Source organism: Methylovorus mays (genome assembly GCF_020531915.1).
In the GTDB taxonomy this organism is placed as follows: domain Bacteria; phylum Pseudomonadota; class Gammaproteobacteria; order Burkholderiales; family Methylophilaceae; genus Methylovorus; species Methylovorus mays.
Genome location: NZ_JAJAVG010000003.1, coordinates 234,437 through 256,866 on the forward strand (window position 1 = coordinate 234,437; position 22,430 = coordinate 256,866).

The 22,430-nt window shown below is 57.0% G+C and carries 18 protein-coding genes; 12 read left to right on the top strand and 6 right to left on the bottom strand.

What is annotated here, in order from left to right; all coding sequences use genetic code 11:
• Window positions 1-4: 4 nt before the first annotated feature.
• The 3 genes from cydP to LG203_RS01735 all read right to left on the bottom strand — a co-directional run bounded on the left by cydP (window position 5) and on the right by LG203_RS01735 (window position 2,270).
• A complete protein-coding gene (gene cydP / locus LG203_RS01725; protein WP_230344217.1) occupies window positions 5-208 on the bottom strand; it encodes a cytochrome oxidase putative small subunit CydP in 204 nt (67 codons plus the stop codon).
• 137 nt (window positions 209-345) lie between these two features.
• Entirely contained in the window at window positions 346-891 is a 546-nt protein-coding gene (locus LG203_RS01730; protein ID WP_230344218.1) for a response regulator transcription factor, read from the bottom strand.
• The gene (locus LG203_RS01735) at window positions 888-2,270 is read right to left on the bottom strand and encodes an ATP-binding protein (protein WP_230344219.1); all 1,383 of its coding nucleotides are present in this window, start codon (window positions 2,268-2,270) and stop codon (window positions 888-890) included. Before LG203_RS01735 ends, LG203_RS01730 begins: the two co-directional genes overlap by 4 nt.
• A 140-nt stretch (window positions 2,271-2,410) precedes the next feature.
• On the opposite strand from LG203_RS01735, the gene LG203_RS01740 reads away from it, so the two are divergent.
• The 4 genes from LG203_RS01740 (at window position 2,411) to LG203_RS01755 (ending at window position 8,845) form a co-directional block, all read left to right on the top strand.
• Window positions 2,411-4,690, top strand: a complete 2,280-nt coding sequence (locus LG203_RS01740) for a TonB-dependent receptor (RefSeq protein ID WP_230344220.1) — start codon at window positions 2,411-2,413, stop codon at window positions 4,688-4,690.
• A 12-nt stretch (window positions 4,691-4,702) separates the two neighbouring features.
• A complete protein-coding gene (locus LG203_RS01745; protein ID WP_407665333.1) occupies window positions 4,703-5,965 on the top strand; it encodes a sialidase family protein in 1,263 nt (420 codons plus the stop codon).
• Between the two features lie 2 nt (window positions 5,966-5,967).
• Window positions 5,968-6,492, top strand: coding sequence for a thioredoxin domain-containing protein (locus LG203_RS01750; protein WP_230344222.1), 525 nt, complete (start codon window positions 5,968-5,970; stop codon window positions 6,490-6,492).
• Between the two features lie 235 nt (window positions 6,493-6,727).
• A complete protein-coding gene (locus tag LG203_RS01755) occupies window positions 6,728-8,845 on the top strand; it encodes a TonB-dependent receptor (protein ID WP_230344223.1) in 2,118 nt (705 codons plus the stop codon).
• 122 nt (window positions 8,846-8,967) lie between these two features.
• Here LG203_RS01755 and LG203_RS01760 read toward each other — a convergent pair whose 3' ends face one another.
• Window positions 8,968-10,242 (bottom strand): HD-GYP domain-containing protein, encoded by a 1,275-nt coding sequence (locus LG203_RS01760; RefSeq protein WP_230344224.1) that lies wholly within the window; start codon window positions 10,240-10,242, stop codon window positions 8,968-8,970.
• Entirely contained in the window at window positions 10,239-13,193 is a 2,955-nt protein-coding gene (locus tag LG203_RS01765; RefSeq protein ID WP_230344225.1) for an EAL domain-containing protein, read from the bottom strand. The genes LG203_RS01760 and LG203_RS01765 overlap by 4 nt, the downstream gene beginning before the upstream one ends.
• A 300-nt stretch (window positions 13,194-13,493) precedes the next feature.
• Between LG203_RS01765 and clpB the strand changes: the two genes are divergently transcribed.
• Window positions 13,494-16,079 (top strand): ATP-dependent chaperone ClpB, encoded by a 2,586-nt coding sequence (clpB, locus tag LG203_RS01770; RefSeq protein WP_230344226.1) that lies wholly within the window; start codon window positions 13,494-13,496, stop codon window positions 16,077-16,079.
• A 120-nt stretch (window positions 16,080-16,199) separates the two neighbouring features.
• Here clpB and LG203_RS01775 read toward each other — a convergent pair whose 3' ends face one another.
• Window positions 16,200-17,048, bottom strand: coding sequence for an SDR family oxidoreductase (locus tag LG203_RS01775; protein WP_230344227.1), 849 nt, complete (start codon window positions 17,046-17,048; stop codon window positions 16,200-16,202).
• Between the two features lie 92 nt (window positions 17,049-17,140).
• Here LG203_RS01775 and LG203_RS01780 point away from each other — a divergent pair, with 92 nt between their 5' ends.
• From LG203_RS01780 to LG203_RS01805, 7 genes are all read left to right on the top strand, one after another.
• Window positions 17,141-17,536: a winged helix-turn-helix transcriptional regulator gene (locus LG203_RS01780; RefSeq protein WP_230344228.1), complete on the top strand. Its 396-nt coding sequence runs from the start codon at window positions 17,141-17,143 to the stop codon at window positions 17,534-17,536.
• A 157-nt stretch (window positions 17,537-17,693) separates the two neighbouring features.
• Window positions 17,694-18,656 (top strand): lytic transglycosylase domain-containing protein, encoded by a 963-nt coding sequence (locus tag LG203_RS01785; protein ID WP_230344229.1) that lies wholly within the window; start codon window positions 17,694-17,696, stop codon window positions 18,654-18,656.
• A 95-nt stretch (window positions 18,657-18,751) separates the two neighbouring features.
• A complete protein-coding gene (locus LG203_RS01790; protein ID WP_230344230.1) occupies window positions 18,752-19,270 on the top strand; it encodes a hypothetical protein in 519 nt (172 codons plus the stop codon).
• A gap of 98 nt (window positions 19,271-19,368) precedes the next feature.
• Window positions 19,369-19,788, top strand: a complete 420-nt coding sequence (locus LG203_RS01795; protein WP_230344231.1) for a secondary thiamine-phosphate synthase enzyme YjbQ — start codon at window positions 19,369-19,371, stop codon at window positions 19,786-19,788.
• 234 nt (window positions 19,789-20,022) lie between these two features.
• A complete protein-coding gene (locus LG203_RS14460; RefSeq protein ID WP_407665337.1) occupies window positions 20,023-20,409 on the top strand; it encodes a L,D-transpeptidase family protein in 387 nt (128 codons plus the stop codon).
• A complete protein-coding gene (locus tag LG203_RS01800; protein ID WP_230344232.1) occupies window positions 20,291-21,139 on the top strand; it encodes an Hcp family type VI secretion system effector in 849 nt (282 codons plus the stop codon). Before LG203_RS14460 ends, LG203_RS01800 begins: the two co-directional genes overlap by 119 nt.
• 66 nt (window positions 21,140-21,205) lie before the next feature.
• Window positions 21,206-22,417, top strand: a complete 1,212-nt coding sequence (locus LG203_RS01805) for a glycosyltransferase family 4 protein (protein WP_230344233.1) — start codon at window positions 21,206-21,208, stop codon at window positions 22,415-22,417.
• Window positions 22,418-22,430 lie beyond the last annotated feature (13 nt).

Genomic DNA, 22,430 nt, shown 5'->3' on the forward strand with positions numbered 1-22,430 from the left:
ACTCCTATTTTGAGGTATTCATTATTATGCGGGTGACCGCCGCCTGCCTGTCCTGCTTGGCAATGGGGTGAGAAAAACAGGCCCACCACAGCAGATAAAGCAGGACGATTTTGGCGACCAGGATCACCGTAATCTCTATGGCCAGACGACTATATTGGCGGTTAGCCTTGAGTGACGACAGATGCGATATCCAGCGGTTTTTCATCATTCAGCATAGTAGTTTGGCCAGGGTTATTATAATAGGCCTTTTTTAAATATGGTTATTAATTTGGCCTTATTTTGGAGTGTATAAATTAAATATATCAATGGTTTATTTTTGATATATTTATCGGTAATACAAGCCGCTTATTGCCTGGTCGGGTGTTTGTTCAATTTGCGTTGCAAGGTGCGCCTGTGCATGTTGAGACTGCGCGCCGTGGCCGAGATATTGCCGTCATGTTCTTTCAACACGCGTTGTATATGTTCCCATTCCATGCGGTCTACCGATAATGGATTGGCAGCCAGCGGGATATGCTCGTCCGCTTCCTTGCGGTGCAGCGCCTGCATGATTTCATCGGCATCGGCGGGTTTTGCCAGATAGTAGGTCGCGCCCAGCTTGACTGCTTCAACGGCTGTCGCAATGCTGGCATATCCGGTCAGCACGACGATGCGGGTTTCTTCATCCAGTGCTTTCAGATGCCGTATCAGCGTCAAACCGGAGTCGCCAGGCATCTTGAGGTCCAGCACGGCATATTCGGGCGGATTTTCGGCTGCCATGGCAATGGCTTGTGCCGCATCGTGCGCCACGCTGACGGCAAAGCCGCGCCGCGTCATGGCGCGCGCCAGTACCTGGGTAAAGGTTTCGTCGTCGTCCACCAGCAGCAGGCTGGGGAGTTCGTCCATATTGGTCATGCGGGTAACAGCCTTTTCAGGGGCAGGCTGACGCTGGTGAGCGTGCCGCCCTGTTCACGGTTGCTGAATTGCAGTTGACCACCCAGGCGCTCAATCACGGATTTAGCCAGAAACACACCTAGCCCCAGGCCGCCCACGCTTTCCCTGTCTGCGGAGGTGTGCATGCTGGATTCCAGATGCACTGCCGCCTTGGTGGTGAATCCCGGCTCGCCCAGCCGTGCTTGCGCCACACTATTCAGCCCCGGGCCATTATCGGCGATCTGCAAATCCAGCCAATCGGCCCGCCAGCGGGCGTTCACGCTGATGCCATCCGGCGAGGCATCGCCCGCATTATCCAGCAGGTTGCATATCGCCTGCCCCAGGGCGCGATCAGCCACAATCTGCGGCGCGGGGTTACTGCCTTGCAGATCCAGCGCCAGCGGAATGGCGGGGCGCATATCCTGCCAACGGCTGAAGGTATCCTGCAAAAACGCATCCAGCGGACGACTCAGCCCTGCCTCGGCACGCAACTCGCCCGCCGAGCCAGAGAGCGAAGACAAAATGCCCTTGCAGCGCGTGATCTCCTTGCGCAACAGCTCCAGCGATTCTGTCAGCTCGGCATTATCTGTATGGGTTTGCCGTAGCTCCTCGGTGACCACCGCCATGGTGGCGAGTGGTGTGCCAAGCTCATGTGCAGCCCCGGCTGCCAGGGCACCGAGCGCGAGCATGCGCTCACTTTCCAGTGCCTGTTCCCGGGCTTCTGCCATCAATCGATCATACTCGCGCAGGCTGCGTGCCATGCGTTCGACAAAAATGGCGATGACACTGGCAGACACCACAAAGCCTGCCCACATGCCGACCAGATGCACGCTGAATCCGCTCTGGCTGGCATGCATGTGCATCATGTGCATGTCCATATCCATCTTGGACATGTCCATGCCTGGCATCATGGTCGGCATGGCCGAAGGTAGCGGCTGATACCAGAACATCAGGCTGCTGTAGCAGCCAATTGCCAGTGAGGCGATCAGCCAGACAAAGCGGGAGGGCAGGGCGACGGCCGCGACAATGAGCGGCAGCAGATACATCCAGACAAAGGGGTTGGTGTAGCCGCCCGCCTTGTAAAACAGCACAGTGAGCACGCCCATATCCAGGAGCAGCTGCATCAATAATTCAATGTCGGATACCGGCATGGGGTGACGCAAACGCCACCAAGTCATGCCATTCAGCATCAACATCAGCAGCATGGCGCCCACCACGGTATGCATGGGCAGCGCCACATCGTAATACAGCATGGCTATGGCAGCGGCGGCGCCCAGCACCACGGTCATGACCAGTCGCAGCCTGAGCAGGCGGCGTAGATTGGTGCTGGTGGCAAGCGAGGATGATGTGGACGCGAACATGCCGGGGATTCTAACCCAAGTTGCCAGCGCCCCGCTGCGGCAAATTGCCACAGCGGGCTTGCTGTATGTGGGCCAGAGGGCGATGGGTGCGACAACATGTCGCATGGTGGCGGCGTGTGGCAGACCCTACAATTTCGGGCATGAAAACAACTGCCTGCATCACTCACTCGCTCGTCTGCGCGGCCCTGGCCATTGGAGCGGGGCCTGCACATGCCGACCATAACGAAACCGTGGTGCTGGACCCGCTGGAGGTGACGGCTACGCGCAGTGTAACCGACAGCAACCAGCGCGCACCCGCCGTGATTGAAAGCGTGACCGCGCAACAGATTGCCGAGACCACCAACGCCGCCACTGCCGCCGAAACCATTAAATACCTGCCCAGCCTGCAAGTGCGCGAGCGCTATATTGGTGACCGCAACGGCATTATCGCCAGCCGTACGGCGGGTACCCTTTCCAGCGCGCAGACACTGCTGTATGCCGATGGCATTCTGCTATCCAACCTGCTGGGCAATTCCTACGCCTATCCGCCGCGCTGGGGCACGGTGTCGCCGGAAGAAATCCAGCAGGTGGATGTCATGTACGGACCGTACTCCTCGCTTTATGCGGGGAATTCCATGGGCGGCGTGGTGAATATCCAGACGCGCATGCCGCAAAAATTTGAAGCGCATGCCAACATGCAATGGTTCATGCAACGTTTCGATCTCTACGGCACCCAGCAGAACAACGAGGGCAAGCATGCCAGCGCTTCCGTCGGTAATCGCATCAACGACCTTTCTTTCTGGCTGGGCGTGGATCATCTGGATACCTGGGGCCAGCCCATGCAATTTGCCGTGGCAACTGCCACCACGGGTGGTGCAGGCACAGCGGTGACCGGCGCGTATCGTGATGTCAGCGAAAAAGGCGTTTCCCGCCTGGTGTTTGGCGCCTATGGCATAGACCACTCGGTGCAGGATAACCTGAAGCTCAAGCTGGCCTATGACATCAGCCCCAGCCTGCAGGCGCGTTATACCGTGGGCCTGTGGCAGCTGGATTCCGATACCCGGGTGGACAGCTATCTGCGCACCGCCAGCGGCGCGGCGTTTTACAACGGTAACGTCAGCATCGGCGGCAATACTTACAGCGTGCGTGGCCTCAACCCCACGGCTTCCAACAGCGTGCATCTCATGCAGGCCTTGCAGTTGCAATCGAAGGCGGATGGCGGCTGGCAATGGCAGCTCGGCCTTTCTGATTACCGTTACAACCGCGATGAAAGCCGTACCTCGACAGCGTCCAATCCCACCCTGAGCAGCGTGGGAACAGTGCAGGACATGCAGGGTACCGGCTGGACGGCCGCTGATGCCCAGGGCACTTTAAGCAAAGGTGCCCATCAGTTGGATGTGGGCTACCACATTGATCACTACGCCTTGCGCAGCGTGACGGATAACGCCAGCGACTGGAGCAGCGCTACCACCACCACACGCAACAGTGCTTCGCGCGGCGACACCATGACGCAGGCACTGTATGTACAGGACGCCTGGCGTTTGGCCCCACGCTGGAAGCTGACAACGGGGGGGCGCTATGAATACTGGCGCGCATGGAATGGGCAGAATCAGGCCACGGTGGGCGGTAGCCTGCAAACCAGCGATTACGCAGATATGCAGGAGCACGCATTTTCGCCCAAGCTGGCCCTGAGCTTTGAGCCGGCGCCCGCCTGGGGATTTAACGCCGCCCTGGGGCGTGCCTATCGCTTTCCTACGGTGAGCGAGCTGTTCCAGAGCATTACCAGTGGCAGCAACCTGGTGCAGGGGAATCCTGACTTGCAGCCCGAGCGGGTGCTGTCGGCCGAGCTTTCTGCCGAGCGGCGCTTTGCCAAAGGCTATCTGCGTGCCACCCTGTTTCAGGAAAACAAGCACGATGCCTTGATCTCGCAAACCGTTACTAACGGGGTTAGTGCCTGTGGCAGCGCCACCTGTAGCTTTATCCAGAATGTGGACCTGGTGCGTACCCGTGGCATTGAGCTCGCCACGCAATGGCAGGATGTGTTTGTTCACGGGCTGGACCTGGGTGGCAGCCTGACCATGACCGAAGCGGAAATTTTGCGCAACAGCGCCAACCCAGATACCGAAGGCAATCGCCCGCCGCGCATCCCCAATGCCGTAGCCAAAGCAGTGGCGACCTATCATCAGGGGCAGGCGCTTACCTATAGCCTGGCATTGCGCTACAGCGGTCGCCAGTACACCTACCTCGACAACAGCGACAGCAACCCCGATACCTATGGCGGCGCCAGCCATTTCTTTTTTGTGGATGTGCGCATGGCCTACAAATTTGCTGACCGCTGGACAGCGGCCCTGGGCATCGATAATCTCAACAACGACAAGGCCTATGTGTTTCACCCCTATCCGCAACGCACGGCCTTTGCCCAACTCAAGTTTGATTACTGATAATGGATTTGCATGCGCATGCTGATGGTTTTACCGGCAAGTTGCCGGGCGATGGTATTGTTTTTGCTGGGTTTGCCAGCACTGCTGGCGACTAGTCTTGCCCTTGCCCACGAAGGGCATGATCACGGCGCTGCGGCAGCGCCTCTCGCCATCTCGTTAGTTTTTGATGCGCAAGGGACCTTGTGGCGTGCCTCGGTAAAAGACGGCCATGTGCTGGTCGATAGCTCCCGTGATAACGGCCAGCATTTTGATACGCCGCGCGTGGTGAATCCTGACGTGCAGAAAATCGGCGTGGATGGCGATGCCAAACCCAAGCTCGCCCTCGGTAGCGCAGGCCAGCTCTATGTCACCTGGACACAAGCCCTGCAAAAACCTTATACCGGCTATATCTGGTTTGCCCGCTCGGTGGATGGCGGCAAGCGCTTTGAGCCACCGTTTATCGTGCATCAGGACCGGGCCGAGATTACCCACCGCTTTGATGCGCTGGCCGTCACTCGCATGCCGGGACAATCGGAAGATAGGCTCTACGTTGCCTGGGTGGACAAGCGTGATCTGCTGGCGGCGCAAGCCGCGGCTAAACCCTATGCGGGCGCCGCAATCTATTACGCGGTATCGGACGATGGTGGCGCCAGTTTTGCTGCCGAGCGCAAGCTGGCCGATAGCAGTTGTGAGTGTTGCCGCATTGCGCTGGTGACACCGGAGGATGGCTCGGGCGATGCCGTGGCGCTATGGCGGCATGTGTTTGAGGGTGGCGTACGTGACCATGCCATTGCCCGCTTCAATACCAAGTCCGTCTCTGCCGATGCCATCAAGCGCGCCAGCTTTGGCAACTGGCAGATAGATGCCTGCCCACACCATGGCCCGGCGCTGGCCCAAGGTGGCGACTGGGGCTGGCACATGGCCTGGTTTGACGGTGGCACGCATAATCGCGAAAAAATGCCCGGCCTGTTTTACGCCCGCATGGACGGCGAAGCCTGGGTGTCTTCTCCCGCCAAACGCATAGGCGATGGCAGCAAGCAGGCGGGGCATCCCGCGCTGATCAGCCGCGGCGATGCGGTATGGCTGGCCTGGCGCGAGATGGAAACCGACGGCAGCCGACTTTATCTGATGCGCTCGCAAGATGGTGGCCGCAGCTGGGGCGAGGCCGAAGCCATGTTCAACACCGCAGGCAGTGCTGATTACCCCATGCTGCTCATGCGTGGCACGCAGGTCTATCTGGCCTGGAATACCGCACGCGATGGCCTGCTACTGAAGTCGCTGGAGACGGCGCCGTGAGCATGGGCGACTTGGCAGTCATTCGTGGCCGTGCTACTCATGGCATGGCGCGGGAGATTGCGTTGATAGGCATCCTAATCGTTGTATCCATGGCAGGCAGCCGCTGGGCCATGGCCGCCGACTTCCAGCCCTGGCAAGGGGACAGCCGTCGCGCCCTTGAGCAGCAATACGCCCGCAAACCGTTCATTCTTGCCTTGTGGTCCCTTGATTGCGCCTATTGCGCCGAGGACCTGCGCACGCTGGGCGCCTGGGTCAGGCAGCATCCGCACGTCACTTTGGTCACGGTGAATACCGATATCGGTCAGGCAACAGAAGCCGCAACATTCATGGATGCGCTGGCTTTGCCAGCCCATTCCCGTTGGCAATTTGCCGGGAATGATGCTGATCGCCTGCGCTACCAACTGGATCCCGCCTGGTATGGCGAACTGCCGCGCACCTATTTTTACGATGCCCGGCACAACGTGCAGGCCATCAGCGGCAGACCTGCCAAGGACTGGCTGGACAACTGGGGCCGCAGCCTGCCCTAGCCTGTATCCCTCAATGGTCAGTGCGTCCTTCTGATGGGATGCTTCCCCGTGTTCGTCGTCCTGACATTTCCCCATGGCTTCTTCGCGCATTGAATTCGCGCCATTTCCCTCGCCCTTGATTCATCGACGCCTGCGACATCATGTCGCATTTTCAATTTCACCGGCTTCGCTAGAATGCCTGCGCAACATGAGCCTGCGCTTGCGGGCATGCGATATTGAGAAAGACAGGGAGCCTATGAAACAAGCAATCCGCATGAAACATCTGCCCTACGCGGTGGCGGTCGCCATCAGCGCGATGAGCTGCACCAAGCTGCACGCAGAAGAAGCGACAGTGAAACTGCCCGAGGTGGTGGTCGATGCCAAAAAAGACAGCGAGCCTGTGCGGGCCCGTCCGCTCAACAGTGCGGATATGGTCGAAGTGCTGGCGACCGAGGGCAGCCTGCAGTTTTACCAGTCGGGCGGAGTGTCAGTCTTGCCAGTGATCCGCGGGCTCAATGATGAGCGCATCAGGATTCTGGTGGATGGCGCCGAGGTGACCGCTGCCTGTGGCAATCACATGAATTCCCCCTTGTCGTATGTTTCCCCGGCCACCGTGGCGAACGCCAGCGTACTGGCAGGGATCACCCCGGTTAGCCAGGGTGGCGACAGCATCGCCGGGACTATCCTGCTGACGTCACCCGCCCCGGTGTTTGCCGAAAATGGCGAGGCGCTGGTGACGCAGGGCCGTTTCTCCAGCCTCTATCGCAGCAATAACAATGCCTTCAGTACCGCCCTCAGCGCCTCTGTTGCCAATGACAGCCTGAGCCTGGACTTTACCGGCACCATAGACCGCGCGGGCAGTTACGAAGATGGCCGCGGCAACAAGGTACGCTCCACCCAATTTGACCGGCGTACGCAAACCGTCAATGTTGCCGTGCGCGGCGAAGACCAGCTGCTGACCGTCAAGCTCACCCATCAGGATGTGCCGTTCCAGGGCTATGTGAATCAATACATGGACCTGATCAATAACCAGTCTGATGCCATCAATATCGGCTATAGCCGCAAGTTTGCCTGGGGCGATCTGGATACCCGCATCTACTGGCAGAATGTGAATCACGAGATGGGCTTCTTCTCGAACGAGAAGACCGGCACCATGCCCATGAAAACCAAGGGCGAAGACATGGGCTACAGCGTCAAGGCCACGGTGCCGCTGGATGCCATCCATACCCTGCGCATCGGTAACGAAGCCCACCGCCAGAAGCTGGATGATTTCTGGCCTGCCGTGCCTGGCAGCATGATGATGGGCCCGCAGACCTATGTGAATATCAACAATGGCCGCCGCGATCGCATGGCCGTCTATGCCGAGGTGGCCTCCAGCTGGAGCAGTCAGTGGAGCACGCTTTTGGGCCTGCGCGAGGATGTGGTCCACACCAGCACCGGTGAGGTGCAATCCTATGGCGGCATGATGAATGCCACCGACACGGCGGCCGCCCAGGCCTTCAATGCCGGCAATCGTTCGCGTACCGACCAGAATGTTGACGTCACCGCCATGGCGACCTATATCGCCAGCAACACTGCCAGTGTGGAGTTCGGCTATGCACGCAAAAACCGGGCGCCCAGCCTGTATGAACGCTACTCCTGGGGCCGCGGCACCATGGCCATGACCATGATAGGCTGGTTTGGCGATGCCAATGGCTATGTGGGAGACCCCGACCTCAAGCCGGAAACCGCCAATACCCTCAGTACCACGCTCAATCTGCACGATGCCGCACAGGCGCAATGGGAGCTCAAGCTCACGCCGTATTACACCTATGTGCAGGATTACATCGGCGTGAATCGCATCGGCACTTTCAATCTGGCCAACGGCGTGCCGCGTGCTCTGCTGCAATTCCAGAATCAGGATGCCCAGTTTTATGGGGTGGAGGCCGCATTCAAGCGCAGTCTTTGGGATGACGCGCGCTTTGGCCAGGGCCGTGTCAGTGGCTCACTGGGCTGGACTCGCGGCGAGCGTGTCAGCCATGGCGACGATCTCTATCACATCATGCCGCTGCAGTTCAAAGCCTCGCTGGAGCAGCGCCTTGGTGCCTGGAGCAATGCCGTGGACCTGCAACTGGTAGACAGCAAGACCGCGGTGGATAGCGTGCGCTTTGAATCCAAAACCGCAGGCTACACCTTGGTGAACCTGCGCACAGGCTATCAATGGAAAAAGGCGCGGCTGGATCTTGGCGTCACCAATCTGTTCGACAAGTTCTACTACCTGCCATTGGGCGGGGCTGATTATGCCAACTGGAATGCCAATGGCGGGCAAGGGGCGATTGGTCCTGTGGCCGGGATGGGGCGCTCCGTCAACGTGGGCCTTAGCGTGGATTTCTAGCCAGACCTTGGCGGCAGGGTGATCTCAAGCCTGACGAAACAACGGCGGCCAGTGCATCAGCACTCGCCGCCGTTTTGATATTAACGCGCATTGCGGATGAGCCATGCCGACTGAGTAATAACCTAGGTGGTGGTCTGGTTATCCTGGCTGATGAAATAGCTCAGGCGCTTGCGCGGCTTGAGAAACTGCATCGCATCGTCTGGCAGTTGCGATGGTTTGAGGCAGAGGCTGATATTGAGGCTGGGGTCATCGCGCAGGTCGATCAGCTGGCTTTCCTCGGTTTGCGATGCCGGGTCATGCACCATGACAAAGGGACGCAAGGGCTTGTCCATGTTGACGGAGACCACGATGCCGTGCAGCCCGGTGGAAAGTTGCACTACGCTGCCTGGCGGATAAACGCCCAGGCATTTGATCAGGCGTTTCAGCAGGCTTTCATCGAACTTGCTGCGCTGGTGGGCAAACATGTGTGCCAGCGCTTCATAGGGCGTCAGCGCCTTGACGGTGAGTGCCGGGTTGCACAGATTGTCGTAGACATTAACGATGGCGAGCAGGCGCGCCAGCAGCGAGGTGTCGCTCATCTTGAGGCGCTTGGGGTAACCGGTGCCATCGGCACATTCATGATGGTGCAGTATCAGTTCCACCACCTCGGCGGACATGCCGCACTGTTTGGCAATGCGCGCGCCGATTTCACTGTGCTGTTCCATGAAGGATTGCTCGGACTTGGTCAGCGGCTCGGTTTTCATCAGCAGGCGGTTGGGAATCTCTATTTTGCCGATATCGTGAAACAGGGCAGCGAGGCCGAGAGTACGCGCATGTTCCTCCGACATGTCCATGGATTTGGACATCATCAGCGCCAGCGTCGTCACATTTAGCGGATGGTTGAAGTGCTCATCCCCCGAACGGTTGCCACTCATGGCATAAATGGCCACATCGCTTTCGCCCAGCACGGAATCCACCATGCCTTCAATCAGCGCGGTGGCCTGTTGCATGGAGGTCTGGGTTTGCGTGAGGATATTGCGCGTTACCTGTTTGGCCACATTGGCGGCGGCCAGGAATTTCTTTTCGCTTTCATCCAGCGCGTGCTGCAACTGTTGCAGGCGCTGGGCCGAGTCAGGATGGTGTCTGTCGGAGGGCAACTCTTCTGTACTTGGCTCTACCAAAGGGCCGCGGGGCGACATGATGGGTTCAGGCAAGGGCAATGGGTCGCAATCGCTACGGTTGGGGTCATAGCGCAAGCGCTTGAGGCCGACCTTTTTGATGGTGGCGATCTGCTCTTCATCCTTGAGCTTGAAATTGCTGAAGGTAAAAGGATGGTCCATCCAGCCGAGATCCAGGTGGACATAAAGCCCCACCCTCAGCTGGTTCACATCGATGAAATGATTTTGTTGCGGATTCATTTTTTATTGTTGAGTTGTTCTGCTCGCAAGAGCGCAGTGAATTCGCTGGCAGTGACCGGGCGGCTGTACAGATACCCCTGGCCCTGCTGGCACCCTATTTTCTTTAAAAAGCTGGCTTGCTGCCGGGTTTCTACCCCCTCGGCAATCACGGTAAAGCCCAGGCTCTGCGCCATGGCATTGATGGCGGTGGCAATCGCGGCGTCATCGCTGTTATTAGGCAGGTCGCGTACAAACGACTGATCAATCTTGATCTTGTCCAGCGGCAAGCGCTTGAGGTGGGAGAGCGACGAGTAGCCAGTGCCAAAGTCGTCGATTGCCAGCCGCACACCCAGATGCTTGATGCGATCAAACACATCAATCACATACTCCGTGTTGTGCATGACGGTGCTCTCGGTAATCTCCAGCTCCAGCAGATGCGATTCGCAATCGGTTTCCACCAGAATGCCGTACACGGTATCGGCAAAATTGCTGCGCTGTATCTGCACGCCGGAGACATTGACCGACACCCAGTCGATATCAAATCCCTGGTCGTGCCACTCCTTTACCTGCAGGGCTGATTGCCGCAATACCCACTCGCCGATGGGGATGATCAGCCCGGTTTCCTCTGCCAGCGGGATGAATTTGGCGGGCGATACCACGCCCAGCTCCGGGTGTATCCAGCGGATCAGCGACTCGGCGCCGATGATGCGGCCGGTTTCCAGCGAGACCTGGGCCTGGTAGTACACTTCAAACTGATCCCGTGCCAGCGCGCGCCGCAGCTGGTTTTCCAGGGTAAAGCGTTCCACCGCGTTCTGGCTCAGGTCCGCGGAATAGAAGCAATGGTTGTTCTTGCCCTTGTTTTTCACCTGATACATGGCGATGTCGGCCGCCTTGATCAGCCCATCCACATCCAGACTGTCGTCCGGATAAACCGAGATGCCGACACTGGCGCTGATAAACAGCTCGCGACCATCAATCAAGAATTCATTCTGCAGGCTGCTGATGATCTTCTTGGCGACCTTGGCGGCATCCTCGCGTTCGCGCAGCACATCCATCATGACGATAAACTCATCGCCGCCCAGCCGGGCGACCGCATCGCTGTCGCGCACGGCGGCGCGTATGCGTTGCGATACCTCAAACAGCAGCTTGTCGCCCATCTGATGGCCCAGGGTGTCGTTGATGGCCTTGAAACGGTCCAGATCCACAAACAGCAGGGCAATCTCATTCTGCTCGCGCTCGGCATATTTGATGGCATGGTCCAGCAGTTCATGCATCAGGCGGCGATTGGGCAGGCCGGTGAGCGGGTCGCGATTCACCAGTTCATTCAGCCGGCTTTGTGAGTGCTTGATCTCGCTGATATCGGCAAACACACCGACATAGTTGATCACTTTGCCTTCTTCGTTATTGACGGCGGTGAGCGTCACCCACTCGGCATACTGCTCATTGTTCTTGCGCTTATTCCAGAATTCGCCACGCCAGCGGCCTTCGCGTGTCAGGGCCTTCCATATCTCGCGGTGGGGCTCGGGTTTTTTCAGATCGGCTTCCAGCACGTTGGGGATATTGCCCAGCACATCGTCTTCGGTGTAGCCGGTAATGTCGGTAAAGCCCTGGTTGATGGCGATGGTGCGTAGCTGGTCATCGGTGATGAAAATGCCTTCTGCCGTGCTTTCAAAGGCGATTTTGGCCTGGTGCAAGCGGTGGTCGGAAGATTCGCGCTGAATCGCCACGCCGAACGAGCGGCCAATGGACATCAGCGCCCCCAGCTCCTGCGAGGTGACGGTAGCCGCCGCATGATCGCGCTCTATCATGATCACGCCCCACCAGTGGGCATGCACGAAAATCGGGATGATCACGAAGGACTGGCTATCATGATTCAGCAGGAAGCGGCGCTCGCCCGGGGGGAAGTCATCGGCATTGCCGAAAATCGGACTGCCTTGCTGCAGGATGTTCAACCAGCGGCTGCAGCCATCTCCCAGGTAATCAATGCAGTGGTAGCCATCGCTCAGTGGCTTGAAGCCAGGTGCATTCCAGTGATGCAGTAGTTCAGAAATAGGCGCTTCGGCCTCAATGTCGCTGCTGTTTTTCAGCAAGGCTGCCCGGCTGGCATGGGCGGCCAGCCCCAGCAGTTCCAGCACGCCGACGGCTACCTTTTGCCAGGACTCCGAGGAGTGCAGCAGCCAGTCGCAGGAGATCAGGGCATCCAGGATGGCGCTGCGCTGCCGCAGCTGGCTTTCAACCTGTTTGCGGTCGGTGATGTCGCGCCCCAGGGTGACAATGCCATGGCGGCTGCCGTCGTCATGAAACAACGGCACCTTGATCACGTCCAGCACCCGGTCACCGCCGGGCAGTGGCACGGTTTCTTCTTCCCGCAGCAGCTGGCCGGTTTCCCAGACATATTCATCCGCTGCCTGCCAATGCTGCATGAAATCACGCAAACTGGGATGGGTAAGCTCAGCCAGCTCACGGTCGGTCTTGCCCTGGGTATTGACGCCGTTGAGATGCAGCAGTGACAGTCCGCTGGTATTGGCATGCAGCCAGCGGCCCGCACCGTCTTTCAGGCAGATATAGTCGGGGCTGGCATCGATCAGCTTGCGCAGCAGGTTGAGCATGCTGCGCAATTCGTATTCGTTGGCAAAGCGCTCGGTGACATCCTGCATGTAAAGCACATAGTCGGCGCCAGCGGTGGCCGGCTCCAGTGTTGCGATCTGGGCACAAAAGCTTTTAAGCGCATTGCCGACAGCATGTTGCAGGGTAAATTTGAGATTGTTTTTTTGTAGTTCGGCCAGCACGCGCTGACCTATGCTGGCAGGAAGCTTGGCGCGTGACAGGGATTTGAGGCTGAGAATCTGGAGGGCGTATGGGCTGGCATAGCGAATATGCAGCTTGGCATCAAAAGCAATGACAGCAACTCCATCCATGGCGTGGAGTAGCTGATGAATCAGATCGGATTCTGTCTGTGCGGTCAGTGCCATACCAGGGATACGTAAATCATGATCATGATAGGTTGGCCCGCAGCACGGCGGCGCGTAAAGCGGACATACTTCTTCCCCCGAATTGGTGTAGTTTTGCTACATGACATTCATTTTTAATCAAGCCGTTAAGGCCTTAAATGTCGAATTCTCATGAAGCTTATGGCGCTAAGTTACCACGAGGTCTGTCAGATGAAAACCTTTTATGTTTAAAGGTATATCGGCTAAGGACAGGTAAAACTTGAAATATGGAAAAACCCTCCCATCTATAGGGTATTCAAAATAAATGACGAGGAGCAGGAAATGCGTATAGACAAGCTGACGACCAAATTCCAGCAAGCCCTGAGCGACGCCCAAAGTCTGGCCGTAGGTAACGATAATCCCAGCATAGAAGCACAGCACTTGCTGGCCGCCCTGATCAATCAGGACGATGGCGGCACGGTCTCCTTGCTGTCACGGGCTGGCGTGAATGTCGGCAGCCTGAAAACAAATTTGCAGCAGGCCATGGAAAGCCTGCCCAAGATGGAGGAAAGCACAGGCGAAGTTACCGTGTCGCGCGAGCTCAATAATCTCTTGAACCTGACCGACAAGCATGCGCAAAAACGAGGTGATGCCTATATTGCCAGTGAGATGTTTTTGCTGGCGCTGGCCGAGGACAAGGGCGATACCGGCAAGCTGCTGAAGCAGGCTGGACTCAACAAAACCGCACTGGAAGCGGCCATCAACGCTGTGCGTGGTGGTGATCAGGTGAACAGCCAGGAGTCGGAAGGCAATCGCGAGGCGCTGAAGAAATACACCATGGACCTGACCGAGCGCGCTCGCGCTGGCAAGCTGGATCCGGTGATCGGGCGTGACGATGAAATCCGCCGCGCAATTCAGGTGCTGCAACGCCGCACCAAAAACAACCCGGTGCTGATCGGCGAGCCTGGCGTGGGTAAAACCGCGATTGTGGAAGGCCTGGCACAGCGCATCGTGAATGGCGAGGTGCCGGAATCGTTGAAGAACAAGCGAGTGCTGTCGCTGGATATGGCGGCATTGCTGGCAGGCGCCAAATACCGCGGCGACTTTGAAGAGCGCCTGAAATCCGTGCTGAAAGAGCTGGCACAGGACGAAGGCCAGACCATCGTCTTTATCGATGAAATTCACACCATGGTCGGTGCGGGCAAGGCCGATGGTGCCATGGATGCAGGCAATATGCTGAAGCCTGCGCTGGCACGCGGTGAACTGCACTGCGTGGGTGCCACCACGCTGGACGAATACCGCAAGTACATAGAGAAAGATGCCGCGCTGGAGCGCCGTTTCCAGAAAGTACTGGTGGATGAGCCCAGTGTGGAAGCCACGATTGCCATCCTGCGCGGTTTGCAGGAGAAATACGAGTTGCACCACGGCGTGGAGATTACCGACCCGGCGATTGTGGCGGCGGCTGAACTCTCGCAGCGCTATATCACCGACCGCTTTTTGCCCGACAAAGCGATTGACCTGATCGATGAGGCCGCCTCGCGCATCAAAATGGAAATCGACTCCAAGCCGGAGGTGATGGATAAGCTGGACCGTCGCCTGATCCAGCTCAAGATCGAGCGCGAAGCGGTGCGCAAGGAAAAGGACGAAGCCTCGCAAAAACGCTTTGATCTGATTGAAGACGAGATCAAGCGCCTGGAGCGGGAATATGCCGACCTGGACGATATCTGGAAATCGGAAAAAGCCCAGGTGCAAGGCTCGGCCCATATCAAGGAAGCCATTGAAAAGCTGAAGCAGCAGATGGAAGAAGCCAAGCGTGAAGGCGACTGGCAGCGCGTGTCGGAGATGCAGTATGGCAAATTGCCGCAGCTGGAAGCCCAGCTCAACAAGGCCGCGTCGGAAGAGTTGAACGGCGTGCCGGTGAAAAACCGTCTGCTGCGCACTCAGGTGGGCGCCGAGGAAATTGCCGAGGTGGTGAGCCGCGCGACCGGGATCCCCGTGTCCAAGATGCTGCAGGGGGAACGCGACAAATTGCTGACCATGGAAGACAAGCTGCACGAGCGCGTGGTCGGCCAGGATGAGGCCGTGCGACTGGTGGCCGATGCCATCCGCCGCTCGCGCTCTGGTTTGTCCGACCCGAACCGGCCTTATGGCTCCTTCCTGTTCCTGGGCCCGACGGGGGTCGGCAAGACCGAGCTGTGCAAGGCCCTTGCCAACTTCCTGTTTGATTCGGAAGAGCATCTGGTGCGCATCGACATGAGCGAGTTCATGGAGAAGCATTCGGTATCGCGCCTGATTGGCGCGCCTCCCGGTTATGTGGGCTATGAAGAAGGTGGCACGCTGACCGAGGCTGTGCGACGCAAACCTTACAGCGTGATCCTGCTGGATGAGGTGGAAAAAGCGCACCCGGATGTATTCAACGTGCTGCTGCAAGTGCTGGACGATGGTCGCCTGACCGATGGCCAGGGGCGTACGGTGGACTTCAAGAACACGGTTATTATCATGACGTCCAATCTGGGCAGCCAGATGATACAGAGCATGAGTGGAGACGATTACCAGGTCGTGAAGCTGGCGGTGATGGGCGAAGTCAAAACCCATTTCCGTCCCGAGTTCATCAACCGTATCGATGAAGTGGTGGTGTTCCACTCTCTGGGTGAGGCGCATGTGAAGTCGATTGCCGGCATCCAGTTGCAAAGCCTGGCAAAACGCTTGAATGCGATGGACATGCAGTTGGAAGTCAGGCCGTCTGCGCTGGCGGAGATTGCCGCAGCCGGGTTTGATCCGGTGTATGGCGCCCGTCCGCTCAAGCGTGCCATTCAGTCCGAGATCGAGAATCCGCTGGCGCGGGAAATCCTTAGTGGTAATTTTGCCGCCAAGGATACGATCAAGGTCGAGTACAAGGGTGGCAAGATGTTGTTCAGCAAGGCCTGAGTGCGATAAGCCCTGCATTTGATAGCCCGAAGTTTGATCCGGTAAGTGTGAAACACCGGTAGTAAAACGAAAAAGCCGACGTCATGTCGGCTTTTTTCTTGTGCGCTATTTTCAGGCGAATTACAGCGCGGCAGCGATAGCAGTCGCCAGAGGCGTTGTCGGCCGGCCGATCAGCTGACTCAGCTGATGGCTGTCATCAAACAGGCCACCCTTGGAGGCGCCAGTGTCTGAATCCGCCAGCAATTCGGCGAGAAAATCGGGCAGCCCGGCATCCAGCAGCGCTTTGGCATAGTCAGCCTGGGGCAGGTTCTGGTATGCGATGGCCTTGCCTGAGAGGCGTGTAAGCTCGGCGGCGAATTCCGTCAGGGTATAGGCGGTATCGCCTGCGAGTTCGTAAACCTTGCCTGCCTGGTTGGACGTGCGCAATACAGCGGCGGCGGCAGCAGCGTAGTCACTGCGGGTGGCCGAGGCGATTTTGCCGTCGCCCGCGCTGCCCAGCACTACGCCGTATTGCAGCGCAGGCGGAATGCTGGCGGTGTAGTTTTCGGTATACCAGCCATTACGCAGGATGGCATATGGCAAGCCGGAGGCCTTGAGGGCTTGTTCGGTAGCCACATGTTCGGTGGCAAGGCCCAGCGGCGAAGTATCGGCGTGCAGCAGGCTGGTGTAGGCCAGCAGACTGACATTGGCACGCTTGGCGGCGGCAATGACATTCTGGTGTTGCGGCAGGCGCTGGCCAACTTCGCTCGAAGAAATCAGCAAAATCTGGCTGGCACCGGCAAAGGCAGCATCCAGCGTAGCGGGTTGGGAATAGTCCGCCTGACGTACAACCACGCCACGGGCGGCGAGGTCGGCTACCTTGGCGGGGGTGCGGACGGCGGCAATAATCTGGTTGGCAGGCACCGAGGTTAACAGCTCCTCAATAACCAGTCGGCCGAGTTGGCCGGAAGCTCCGGTAATCACGATCATGGTAAAACTCCTGTTGGCTTGAAATGAAAGAAAAGGCACAATAACAAACAAGCTAACTTTTAGTAAGTACTTACAGAAAGGTAAGTGTCAACATGGCGAATCAGGAATTACGACAAGATGAATCGCTCTCCGCGCTGATGGAGCGTGGCAACGTGTTTGCCGCGCAGTGCCCTTCGCGCGAAGTGTTGAAGCATGTCACCAGTCGGTGGGGCGTGCTGGTGCTGGTGGCCTTGCTGGGCGGGACGCATCGCTTCAGCGATTTACGACGGAAAATAGGCGGCGTCAGCGAGCGCATGCTGGCGCAAACCCTGCAATGGCTGGAGCAGGATGGCTTTGTGCTGCGTACCTCTTACCCGGTGGTGCCGCCACATGTGGAATACAGCCTGACCCCTCTCGGGCAGGAGGTGGGTTTGCGGGTGGAAGCGCTGGCCGACTGGATACAGGAAAAATTGCCGAATATCCTGGCCGCACAACAAGCCGATGCATAGAGCGACGCCGGCCTTTATGCATGGCAATGGCGTAGAATGCTGCAAGCCTTGAGGCAGACTCAAGACGTGCGATGGCAAGCCGTTCAAGTAAAGCGTGCACTGCGCAGGCCGGGGCGGATGTACTGTTCAATTCATGATGGGGTAACGTAAATCAGGCATGGGTAAATTCCCGATGATCTTGGTGTGGATGCTGGTTTTCAGCTGCTTGCCCGCTGGCATGGCCATGGCCGCTGAAAGCGCTTCGCCCGCCAGCCAGACGCAGCAGGCGCGCGCAATGGACGACATTCTGGATAATGAGCCGCCTGTCATTCGCCAATTGCTGCAGGAAGCCAGCCGCCTTGAAAGCAGCATGGACGAAGTGGAGGGGGAGTGGCAGGCCGCTCGTCTGTATTGCCAAGCCTCGCGTATGGGCAGTGCCGAGGCGCAGTACCGGCTTGGCATGCTGTATGCCTTTGGCAAGGGCGTGCCGCAGAGCCAGGCGCTGGGCGCATCGCTGTTCACCCTGGCGTCCAGCCAGGGGCACCTGCAAGCGCAACGCATGCTGGAGACGATTGCGCTTACCTCCAGTGAATTGCCTACCTGCGTATTGGCAGATGTCGCGCCGGACAAAGCCCCATTAGACAGTTATGCCGGCAGTGATGCCGCTCGTATCGAACAGCACATCGCCAGCCTGCCTGCCAACAAACGCTGGCTGGTCGGCTTGGTGGATACCCTGGCGCGCTGGCATCAGGTGGATCCCAAACTGATACTGTCGATTATTGCCGTCGAATCCAATTTCAAGCTGTCTGCCCGCTCCTCCAAGGAAGCCATGGGGCTGATGCAGCTGATCCCCGATACTGCCGAGCGTTTCAATGTACGTAACGCTTACGATGCAAGCCAGAATATACGCGGCGGCATCGCTTACATGCGCTGGCTGCTGGCTTACTTCAAGGGCGATGTGCGTCTGGCGGTCGCTGGCTACAACGCGGGAGAACGTGCGGTGGAGCGCTATCGTGGCGTTCCACCCTATGCTGAAACCCGTGCTTACGTAAAACGCGTCATGGAGTTATATCCGCGCCTGCATCATCCCTATGATGAGCGCGTGGTGGACCCCACGCGGGTGATCATGAAGCAGGGATAATATCCGCCCGGATGCATTTCATCCGCCCCTTGCTGTTGGCGATGAATTTTTAATGTACCTGACAGTCGAAACACCAATCACTATTTGTTCTGGAGATGAACGTGCAAACAATCAAACAGCTCTGGCTGGCCGGTATGTTGATGATGCTGGCGGCGTGTGCTACCACGGGCCAGCAGGAGCCGCAGGTCAAGCGGATTTCCCCTGAGGAGCTGGAACGCCTGATGCCGAAGCCGGTTCCGAATATCAGCCTGGAAGAGCTGGTGCAGCTTTCCAAAACCACACCGCCAGATGAACTGATCGCCAAAATCAAGGCCAGCAACTCGCAGTATGACCTCACGCCCTCGCAATCCGTGGAGTTGAGCAAGCAGGGCGTCAGCCCCAAGGTGCTGGACTATATTTACCAGACCCGTGAAGCCGCCTTGCGCGAAGGCTTTGCCGATGAAATCAACAAGCGCGAAAAAGCCAAGCGTGAAGAGCAGGAGCGTTTGCGCCGCGAATACCAGCTGCGCTATCAACCTTACTATGACCCCTGGTGGGGCTATAGCTACGGCCCCGGTCCCTACTGGCGGCGTCCTTTCTACGGTCCGAGTTTCCGTTACGGTTACGGCTGGTAATCCTTGCTATGCCGGACAGGAGGAGTACAGCGCAGCCGCATTGCCCTGTGTCCGCCTTGTCCGGCATATAATTCTGCTTGATCTCATGGGAGAAGCAGATGCAACAATCATCCACGCACATCACCGTGCGCACGCAGGGCAAGCGCCTGTATGACATCACCCCGCAAGTCACGGGCTGGGTAGCCGATACCGGCCTGCAGTCCGGCTTGCTTACGCTTTATATTCAGCACACCTCGGCCAGTATTCTGGTGAATGAAAATTACGATAGCGATGTGCTGGTGGACATGGAAGCCTTTTTCGCGAGGCTGGTGCCAGAAGGGGATCCCCTCTTCATTCATACTGCCGAAGGGCCGGATGACATGCCAGCCCATATTCGCAGTGCGCTGACACAGACCAGTATCTCCATCCCCATCCTCAACGGTGCGGTGGCGCTCGGTACCTGGCAAGGCATCTTCCTGTATGAGCATCGCCGCATGTCACATACGCGCAAAGTGCTGTTGCACGCGATAGGCGAGTGATATTTTTATTTGATTTCCATTTCAATCGATATATACAAAATCTGCCTGCTTGTTTGCCCTTAAGGGTGATTTTCTCATAGCCCTTTTTATTGCACTCTTGATACCCATTAAAAAGTATCAAAGAGTTCAGCAGTGATAACAAATCGATATGATGAAGAGCAGGCTTATCCATCAGTTCCCGCATGTGCTAAAGCAGAGTTCTCATTGGTGTTCAATGGATACTTTCTGACCTTGGTGGGAAATAAAAGAAAGTCCTATCCTGCAGTATCTGGACAACCAATTGCTAAGGGTGTCTTTAGCTATTCTATTCCTCGGCAAAAATTGAGAAGGGCTGGTCCTATTCCTGCAGGCCTCTACTGGATACAGCCTTTTCAAATGTGGACCAACCACTGGTACAGTCTGGCATCGCGTGATTCATGGGGAGATCATCGAATTACCATCCATGTTATGCCAGGGACAGAAACCTATAGTCGCGGTGGTTTTTTCATTCATGGTGGTACTCATGCTGGCACTGCTGGCTGTATTAACCTCCATGCAGCTATGGAAAGTTTTGTTCGCGACTTGTATGCAATTACAGACTCTTCCAAGCCTTGCTTCATTCCTCTCAGTGTTCAGTATTAGCATGAGCCGACGTTTCAAATATCCGCATTTTTATTTACTAGCAATATGGTTTGGTTTAGTGCTTCTTTTAATTTTCGATCTTCTTAACCTTAATGAGTTTTATGGGAATGGTCCGCCCTATTACTCTCGCACTACGAATATGGATAAGTGGATTGATCCATTGCCATCTTTAATAATGATTAATGGCCTTTTCATTCTTATTCTGCTAGCAATATTTTTTTGGCGACGTTTTTCTTCCTTGAAAGTGGTGAGCATGGCAACGGATATTTTTTTGAAAATTGAGGGTATTACTGGAGAGTCCCAAGATTCGCTTCATGTTAACGAAATTGATGTTATGAGTTGGAGTTGGAAGGTTGAGCAGTCATCTAGCATGCTCAGTGGCTCAGGTGGAGGTGCTCCTAAAGCTACAGTTCATGATCTCGTGCTAACTCATCAGATTGATCGATCTAGCCCAGCTCTTATGACATCTTGCCTGATGGGTAAGCATTTTGTTCAGGCCGTTATTACAATGAGGAAAGCTGGTGGCGTCCCGTTACCATACTTCAAGCTAACTATGAGTGATGTTGTGATCACTAATGTTGAACCTTATATCACTTCAGGTTTGCATATGGAGACAATTCATTTGTCATTTGCGAAAGTTAAACAGGAATATTTGATGCAGGATAAAACCGGGGGAAGTGCAGGTGTGGTCACTGGTGCATTTGATATTAAAAATAACAAACAAGCTTAGCTTCGTTAAACTCAACTTTCATCGTAACGTCATGCGTTTGTCATCTACCCCGGCAACCATGGCGGCATGGATGATCAAACAACAATAGTGCGTCCCGCCATCGGGCAAGTCCGGCGCCTGGTACTGGTCACGGAAACTTGGCCGCCGGAAATCAATGGCGTTGCCATGACTCTGTCGAGGCTGGTGCAGGGCATTTCAGACCTGGGCTGGCAGGTGCGGCTGGTGCGGCCGCGCCAGAAGTCGGATGGCGAAGATTCTGCTGGTCACATGCTGGTGCCCGGCTTGCCCATTCCAGGCTATAGCGGCTTGCGCTTTGGCATGCCCATGGTGGAAAAACTGCGCCAGGCCTGGAAAAAAGACCGGCCAGATGTGGTGCACATTGCCACCGAAGGCCCACTGGGCTGGGCCGCCCTCAAGGTGGCGCGGAATATGGGTATCCCCGTCACCTCCAGTTTTCATACCAATTTTCATCGCTACTGCAAGCACTACGGCATGAGCTGGCTGCGTGGCCTGGTGACGCGTCATCTGCGCCAGTTTCACAATCAGTCTGCGCTGACCATGGTGCCGAACGATACTCTGCGCCAGATGCTGCTGCAGGAAAATTATCGCAATGTCGCGGTGCTGGGGCGTGGGGTGGATAGCAGCCTGTTTTCACCTGCCCGGCGCAGCCCGGCCTTGCGGGCGGAATGGGGGTTGGCCCCGGATGATCTGGCAGTCATCTACGTCGGTCGGCTGGCGGCGGAGAAGAACCTGGCGCTGGTGATCAAGGCATTTGATGCCATACAGAAAGTGAACCCGACAGCCCGCATGGTCTGGGTGGGCAGTGGTCCGGAGGCACGCAAGCTGATGCGTCGCTATCCACAGCATATTTTCTGCGGGCCGAAGTCGGGCGAGGAACTGGCGGAGCACTATGCATCCGGCGATGTTTTCCTGTTCCCCAGCATGACCGAAACCTTTGGCAACGTATTGACCGAAGCCATGGCCAGCGGCCTGGCGGTGGTGGCGTATGACTATGCTGCGGCTGAAATCTTCATACAGCCGGGTGTGAATGGCGTCAGGGTGCCGTTTGGCGATAGCGCTGGGTTTATACAGGCGGCGACGGCACTGGTCGCTGACCCTGCGCTACTGCAGCAATATGGCCGCGCCGCCGCCAGCGCAGTGGCGCAGTGTTCCTGGCAAAGTGTGTGCCGCTTGTTTGATGGCTATTTGCAGGCGCAAATTCCTGCACAGAATGTTCCAGAAGACGTTGCCAGCCCCAGTCTGACGCCGCAGATTTAAGCTGCCGGGATTA